This window comes from Bacillus sp. C30, from assembly GCF_040838255.1.
GTDB lineage: Bacteria > Bacillota > Bacilli > Bacillales > Bacillaceae_G > Bacillus_A > Bacillus_A mycoides.
Genome location: NZ_JBFPJH010000177.1, coordinates 1 through 6,824 on the forward strand (window position 1 = coordinate 1; position 6,824 = coordinate 6,824).

Here is a 6,824-nt window from a genome sequence, read left to right on the forward strand (position 1 = left end):
AAATAAAGGTTTTTTTCCTTACATTCTAATAAATATTACATGCAATGCGCTCTCCTTTCGCTTGTACTTTCGCCTTCCTCATTAAAGGAATTTCAGCTCCTTCAACCTTGATACACGTATACATTTTAATACAATATATTAAAATCCGTATAAATCGTTATTATTTCGTCAAAATCCCCAAAAAATATTAACACTTAAAATACCCTCATATTTTGTTAAATTAACATTTTTTCCTTCTACATATATTTTTTGCTGAAACTCTTGTAATTGATAGACCTTATTACTTTTTCGTTTATAATCAATGGCTTTAAATTTCGCGACAGATATAAGCCAATTTCTAAACTTCCCACGTTTTTCATCATAACTACTAATGTTGTACCAAACGATTAATAAAATATCATCAACACATTCATCCACTAGCACCTTACTATGCGCCGTATCTAAAACACTGTGAACCACCTTATAAATTAAATCTCCATATCGATCAATTGCTGTATGTAATGCTAACATATCTTGTTTTCGAAGACCTTCTACTATTTCTATATCCTTCACCCTTATCACCACTCTTTACTCCATTCTCTATTCATTATATATACGAATGCATAGGGCGATTTTCTGACACTTTTACAAATATTTTCTAATTATTTTTATATTGTAGCAATGCTTAATTAAGTATCGCTTATGAAACAGGGATTATATTATCTCTCACGAATTTAATATACGAGCGAAAAACAGGAGGGATAACTATGTACCAAACTATTGAAGATTTTTTAACATCATGGACATACGAGGCTGAGTCTACTCAGAAGATGCTCGATGCATTAACCGATGAATCTTTATCACAAGAAATTGCACCTGGGCACTGGACTTTAGGGAGAGTCGCTTGGCATATCGTTACAGCACTTCCTGTTATGCTATCAGGGACAGGACTTAAGTTTGAAGGAGAAACGAAAGATTATCCTGTACCAACTTCAGCAAAAACAATTGCAGATGGGTATCTCAAAGTGAATACGGCTTTTATTGAAGCACTTCAAAGTGAGTGGACTGATAAAGACTTAGCTACTATTAATAACTTCTTTGGTCGTCCTATGCCGAATTCTATATTTTTAATGACACTCATCAATCATCAAAATCACCACCGCGGACAGATGACTGTTTTAATGCGTCAAGCTGGCTTAACAGTCCCTGGCGTTTATGGTCCTGCAAAAGAAGAATGGGCTGCCACTGGAATGGAAGCTCCCCAAATGTAACGACAGAAAAAGACAAGGTGTTTATGCACCTTGTCTTTTTCTGTAACTTGTTTCATGTGAAACTATTTTCTACTAAATGGTATTTTATGAGAAAATACGTTAAGATAAATTCATATTAATTGGAGGGAACTAAATTGAATACAAAAAACAAAAAAATAACAATAAGAACTCTCTTACTAACTTCTATCATTGGAGTTATCGGTGTATCTCTTTATTTCACAAGTTATGGTACCCCTTGGGGAAAACAAACAGCAATTGCTGAATCAAAAGAGTATATTACAAAATACTTTAATCTAGATACAAAAGTCAAAAATACTTCTTACGATTCTAAAATGGATAGCTATGCAATCGCCTTTGAATCAATTGAAGATGGAGAGTTTACTATCGAATATAAAGGTTCTAATAACTTTAACATTTCTCCAGGAGTGCAAGAGTATTTAAGCAAACACTATAAATTTACAGAGTAGTAACGAAGCATACATATACAAAAAAGAGTTGGTATAACGCCAACTCTTTTTTACGTATTCTTGTCATACTGTTATATCTTCCTTCTCTATATTTTTAATTCCGTAATATGCAATCGCAACTCCAATCGCTGCAAATGTGAATTGAAGAGGAAGAAACGTCGCTATAGGAAATATGGGCGGGTTATTAATTGCGATTAATACAACGATAATAGAAGAAACGATTGTAGCTGGCACAGAACGTTTACGCATCCCGAAATATAGAGGAATTAAGCTTATTCCTGCCGTGGCAATGGCTAAAGGAATAAGATTTATCCCTTCTTGAATCAATTGATCTACTGTGAATGAATTAGGAAGAATTGAAAAATAACTATCTATCCCAAAGAAAATTCCTACTACTAAAATGTTCGATAAAATAACTGTTATAAATGTTAATGTCGCTGTAATAGCCAACTTACTAGCCATCATTTTCTTTCGGTTAATTGGATAAGAAAACATGAGTAGTATTGTTTTACCTTTATATTCATCAATTATTAACTTGGCTATTAGTACGCCACCAAAAATAATAAATGTTGCTCTTACTAACGCACTAGCCATCGACAAAATTATCTGCGGATCCCTTATTTTTGGATCCCCTTCTATTTGAGCAACGTTACTAACGAAGATTAGTAGTGCCAGTATAACGATATTCGCAATAACCGCTCTCTTCACATACCATCCAAGCTTAAACTTCCTCAATTCTAGCTTCATAAGACGTAGCATGATAGTCCTCCTTTCATGTAAGCTACTGAAATTAACTTAAAATTGCAATTACTATTATTTTTTTCACTATTCATACCCCAGTTCGTTGTTGTTTTAAGCTTACTTCACGCCACATCAATTTTGTCGATTTTACGATATGAAAGATAACTAATAAAAATCCCTAATAAACAGAGCACTATTGGAATAGCGATAAAATTAAACATACTTACTTGACCGTTTCCAGAACCAACGTTACCATTAATTAGCATCCCAATTATTACTGCAGAAGTAATTGTTGTCGGTGTCGATTTTTTTCTCATCCCAAAAAATAAAGGAATTAAACTTATACCAGATATCATAAATGCACTTATAATAGTAGTTGGAACGCTAGCTATTAATTCGCCTATCGTAGCAGGCGTTTCAATCAGTCCGATCATTGGACTCACAAAATATACGAGCAAACTAATAATGAAAGTAGCAATAATCGTGCTCACAAAACAAAAACAAAAAACAATTGTTAATTTCGCCCTCATTAGCATTTTCCTTTGTAGCGGGTACATAAACGATAGTTGCATCGTTTTGTTCTTATACTCATCAATTACTAAACGTGATAAAAGGACTGAACTAAAAGTAATGAATGTTATCCTAATAAAAATGTTTATTAAAGCCATTTGTTGTGTGAAGTCAGAGAGTAGCAAATCTACCTCGCCTTTCACTCCCAACGCCATAAGATTTACTACAATAAAAATTGCTATAATACAAATTGCTACACTTTTAAAGTAACTAGATAATTGATGTTTTTTCCACTCTAGCTTCATTAATCTAAGCATACAAACCACGCCTCCATTCTTTATATAACTCTCTCTACGCTGCTAACATTCTAATTCCAGCAGTAACTACGCTTAACATTCCTATCACTAGTAGAATTAACAACCATTTCCGCTCTGGTTTCCTATAATAGAGAATTCCACTTATAAACATTACGATTAATCCACTTACCAGGTTCAGCCACAGTCCATTAAGCATGAATACCTTCTCCATCCATTACATTTAAGAAATACTCTTCTAAAGAACTATGTTTCTTATTAATACTTTCAATTTCTACATCGTTCATAATAAGTGCTTTTGAAATTGCCTGCTGCGTCACCGCCACTTCATAAACACGAATCATGTTTCCACTCATTATTTTGTAGTTTTTTATACCAAGTTTATCTTCTAAAATATAAGCTGCACGTTTTACGTCAGGAACAGTGATTTCAATGTACTCTGTTTGTTTTCCGTTAATACTCTTCATTGAAACTTCTTTTATTAGTTTTCCATTTTGAATCACACCGATTGTATCTGCCATTTGTTCCATCTCACCTAAAATGTGACTAGAAACTAATAACGTAATGCCATATTCTTTGCAAAGCATTTTAAATAAGTCTCGTAACTCTTTAATACCAATTGGATCTAAACCATTAATCGGTTCATCTAAAATGAGTAATTCTGGCTTTGTCATGATCGCCCTTGCAATACCAAGTCGTTGTTTCATTCCTAATGAAAAATCTTTTACTTTTTTATTATCTATACCGTGCAGTTTCACTAAATTTAAAGCATGATCAATTGCGTTTTTATCGTAATATCCCATATATTCACAATGTAATTCTAAGTTTTCCTTCGCCGTTAATTTATCATAAAAGATTGGATATTCAATAATTGTCCCCATTCTTTTTAATACTTCATAAGATGTGTTTGTTAACTTCTCACCGAAAATTTCAATATCACCGCTCGTCGGTTTTATTAAATTTGTAATCATTTTCATAATCGTTGTTTTACCTGCGCCGTTCGGTCCTAAAAAGCCGTAAATCTCTCCTTTTTTCACATGCATATTAACACTAGAAATAACTTCTTTCCCTTTAAACACTTTCGTTAACTGGTTCGTTTTTAATATATATGTCATGTCACTTTCCCCTTTCGCACTGCTCTATATTTCTATAATAGACAACGGAAATCTCTTTTTTCTTACCCGTTCCTTACAAATTCCTTACGTTCAAAAAAGCTTGTAGAATCTACTTCTCTACAAGCTAAAACTGCATCTTTGTTAATACAACTGTAAAAACCGTTTTTTCATACGGCTTACTAGAAAGATAAATTTCTCCATCCATCGCTTCCACAAGCCTTTTCGTAATCGTTAACCCTAGACCACTTCCTTGGTACAATCTATTTCTTGAATCTTCAAGTGTGTACATACGCTCAAACACTTTATCAATATGAGATTCATCAATTCCTTTTCCTTTATCCCATACGTCTATATACACACTCGTTTCATCATCTCTTAAAGTCATACCAATTGTCTTTCCATCGTCCCCATATGTAATCGCATTTGATATTAAATTATTCAATACCCTGCCTAATACTTCTACATTTCCAAGTGCATATATATTTCTTTCTGCTATATCGATATGGACATGAAAACCTTTCGTCGTCACTAAATCATAAAAAGATAAAATCTTCTCTCGGCAAACTTCATTCATATTTACTTTTGTCATCTCGATTGCTTTGTCACCGGATTCTAATTTTGCTAAATCAAAAAACTTATGAATCAGTTCCATCACTTCTAGTGTTTTTACATGCACCTTTTCGAGTAATATTTGCTGCTCTTTCTCATTTATCGTTTTATCCTTATTTAACATTTCGGTATATCCAAGAATAACTGTTAGTGGTGTTTTCAAATCATGTGAAATATTTGAAAGCATTTTTCTCATCGAAATTTCCACTTTCGCATGATCTGCATTCGTTTTCTGTTTTGCATCTAATAAATGATTAATCGCCACTAATAACTTTTGCAATTCTAGATCATCTGTCATAATTAATAGCTTCTCACCAGTTTGTTCTTTTACAATTCGATTTAACTTCTCATACGTGTAGCGTAAATTCCTACTACTATTTTTCCTAATTTTATATTGCACGTAAATAACGATAAGCAATATAATAATCACCACTGTTAAAAATACAACCATACTACATCACTTCCAACTTATAGCCGATGCCCCATAATGTTTTAATATATTCTGGATTAGATGGATCACTTTCAATTTTCTCACGTAATCTTCTCATATGAACATTAATAACATTATCATCACCATAATATTCTTCATTCCAAACAAGCGTATATATTTGTGCTTTCGTAAAAACACGATTTTGATTCTTCACGAATAGCTTTAAAATCTCAAATTCTTTTAAAGTAAGCTTAAGCTGTCTTCCCTTTTTCTCCACAGTAAAATTAATTGGGTCAATTATTAAATCACCAATCTGAATCGCCTCATCTTTTGATTCCACAGCCGAATACTTTGTAGACCTCCGAATACCCGCTTTTACACGTGCAGCTAGTTCAATCATAGAAAACGGCTTACAAATGTAATCATCTGCTCCAAGTCCTAATCCAACAGCTTTATCAACATCTGTATCTTTCGCTGACATCATTAAAATCGGAACGGCACTTTTTTCTCGAATGATTCGCACAACCTCTAAGCCATCTAACTTTGGCATCATAATATCGAGGATAATCAAATCAAATGAACCTTTTAAAAATGCGTTAACTCCTTCTTCTCCATCAGATGCGATTGTAACTTGAAAACCTTCTTTTACTAAATATGTTTCAACCATCTCTTGAATTGAGATGTCATCTTCAACTAATAAAATATGATGTGACATATTTCTATCCCCTTTTTTAACAAACATTAACAATTTAATTGTATCGTAACGAATGAATGCTGGAAAGAATTATATGAATTTTCAAACCAACTTCCCTTCCTTCCTTAACAATGATATGATGAAATTCACTACGATTGTTCATAATTAACTTTATATAAAGGAGACTTATCATGTCAGAAAACAAAAAAGTAAGCTTAGCTGATTTAATGCGCGAACAACTTGCGAAGAAAAAGCAAGGAAATGGAAACGGCTCAAATAATGGAAGTCAAAGTCAAGAAACGAAAAAATTACAAAACCAACAAACGAAGAAAACAAACAACCAACGTAGACGTACAGGTGTATAAATGAACGGGCAAAAACGATCTAACATTTCATCAGGTCTTGAAGTCGATATTGTATTAAAACAAGATCAACGTACAGGTAAGCTAACAAGAGGAATTGTAAAAGATATTTTAACGAACTCACCTTCACATCCGCACGGCATTAAAGTAAGATTGCAAGACGGACAGGTTGGCAGAGTACAAAATATTATTCAATAAGAAAAGGAGCTCATTTAAACTTGAGCTCCTTTTCTTATTTTCATTAACCTTTAATTTTTTCGATGAAAACTACTTTTAAATAGTCTCCCTCTTTAAATTGATCAATTGTACGGAAATCTTCTGGTAAAGAATGT

At 33.0% G+C, this 6,824-nt stretch carries 10 protein-coding genes and 1 pseudogene; 4 read left to right on the forward strand and 7 right to left on the reverse strand.

From position 1 onward, the window contains the following. Positions 1–204 precede the first annotated feature (204 nt). Positions 205–561, reverse strand: a pseudogene (locus tag AB3X49_RS15420) (sigma factor); the annotation flags it as partial. A 185-nt stretch (positions 562–746) separates the two neighbouring features. On the opposite strand from AB3X49_RS15420, the gene AB3X49_RS15425 reads away from it, so the two are divergent. Both AB3X49_RS15425 and AB3X49_RS15430 read left to right on the forward strand, forming a co-directional pair. Then, positions 747–1,250, forward strand: coding sequence for a DinB family protein (locus tag AB3X49_RS15425; RefSeq protein ID WP_367963145.1), 504 nt, complete (start codon positions 747–749; stop codon positions 1,248–1,250). Positions 1,251–1,384: 134 nt separating this feature from the next. Continuing rightward, the gene (locus AB3X49_RS15430; RefSeq protein ID WP_367963146.1) at positions 1,385–1,717 is read left to right on the forward strand and encodes a YfjL-like protein; all 333 of its coding nucleotides are present in this window, start codon (positions 1,385–1,387) and stop codon (positions 1,715–1,717) included. Between the two features lie 63 nt (positions 1,718–1,780). Here AB3X49_RS15430 and AB3X49_RS15435 read toward each other — a convergent pair whose 3' ends face one another. The 6 genes from AB3X49_RS15435 to AB3X49_RS15460 all read right to left on the reverse strand — a co-directional run bounded on the left by AB3X49_RS15435 (position 1,781) and on the right by AB3X49_RS15460 (position 6,151). Beyond that, the gene (locus tag AB3X49_RS15435; protein WP_367963149.1) at positions 1,781–2,476 is read right to left on the reverse strand and encodes an ABC transporter permease; all 696 of its coding nucleotides are present in this window, start codon (positions 2,474–2,476) and stop codon (positions 1,781–1,783) included. Between the two features lie 104 nt (positions 2,477–2,580). Then, a complete protein-coding gene (locus tag AB3X49_RS15440) occupies positions 2,581–3,285 on the reverse strand; it encodes an ABC transporter permease (RefSeq protein ID WP_341305667.1) in 705 nt (234 codons plus the stop codon). Positions 3,286–3,319: 34 nt separating this feature from the next. Continuing rightward, positions 3,320–3,481, reverse strand: a complete 162-nt coding sequence (locus AB3X49_RS15445; RefSeq protein ID WP_002088880.1) for a hypothetical protein — start codon at positions 3,479–3,481, stop codon at positions 3,320–3,322. Beyond that, entirely contained in the window at positions 3,474–4,397 is a 924-nt protein-coding gene (locus AB3X49_RS15450) for an ABC transporter ATP-binding protein (RefSeq protein ID WP_367963152.1), read from the reverse strand. Before AB3X49_RS15450 ends, AB3X49_RS15445 begins: the two co-directional genes overlap by 8 nt. 124 nt (positions 4,398–4,521) lie before the next feature. Beyond that, the gene (locus AB3X49_RS15455) at positions 4,522–5,457 is read right to left on the reverse strand and encodes a HAMP domain-containing histidine kinase (protein WP_367963154.1); all 936 of its coding nucleotides are present in this window, start codon (positions 5,455–5,457) and stop codon (positions 4,522–4,524) included. 1 nt (position 5,458) lies between these two features. Next, the gene (locus tag AB3X49_RS15460) at positions 5,459–6,151 is read right to left on the reverse strand and encodes a response regulator transcription factor (RefSeq protein WP_002088884.1); all 693 of its coding nucleotides are present in this window, start codon (positions 6,149–6,151) and stop codon (positions 5,459–5,461) included. A 170-nt stretch (positions 6,152–6,321) separates the two neighbouring features. On the opposite strand from AB3X49_RS15460, the gene AB3X49_RS15465 reads away from it, so the two are divergent. Both AB3X49_RS15465 and AB3X49_RS15470 read left to right on the forward strand, forming a co-directional pair. Next, positions 6,322–6,495 carry a hypothetical protein gene (locus tag AB3X49_RS15465; RefSeq protein WP_002015431.1) on the forward strand — a complete coding sequence of 58 codons (174 nt, stop codon included), beginning with the start codon at positions 6,322–6,324 and terminating at the stop codon, positions 6,493–6,495. Then, positions 6,496–6,690, forward strand: coding sequence for a YwbE family protein (locus AB3X49_RS15470; RefSeq protein WP_001014315.1), 195 nt, complete (start codon positions 6,496–6,498; stop codon positions 6,688–6,690). It begins immediately after the preceding gene. Positions 6,691–6,824: the final 134 nt, after the last annotated feature.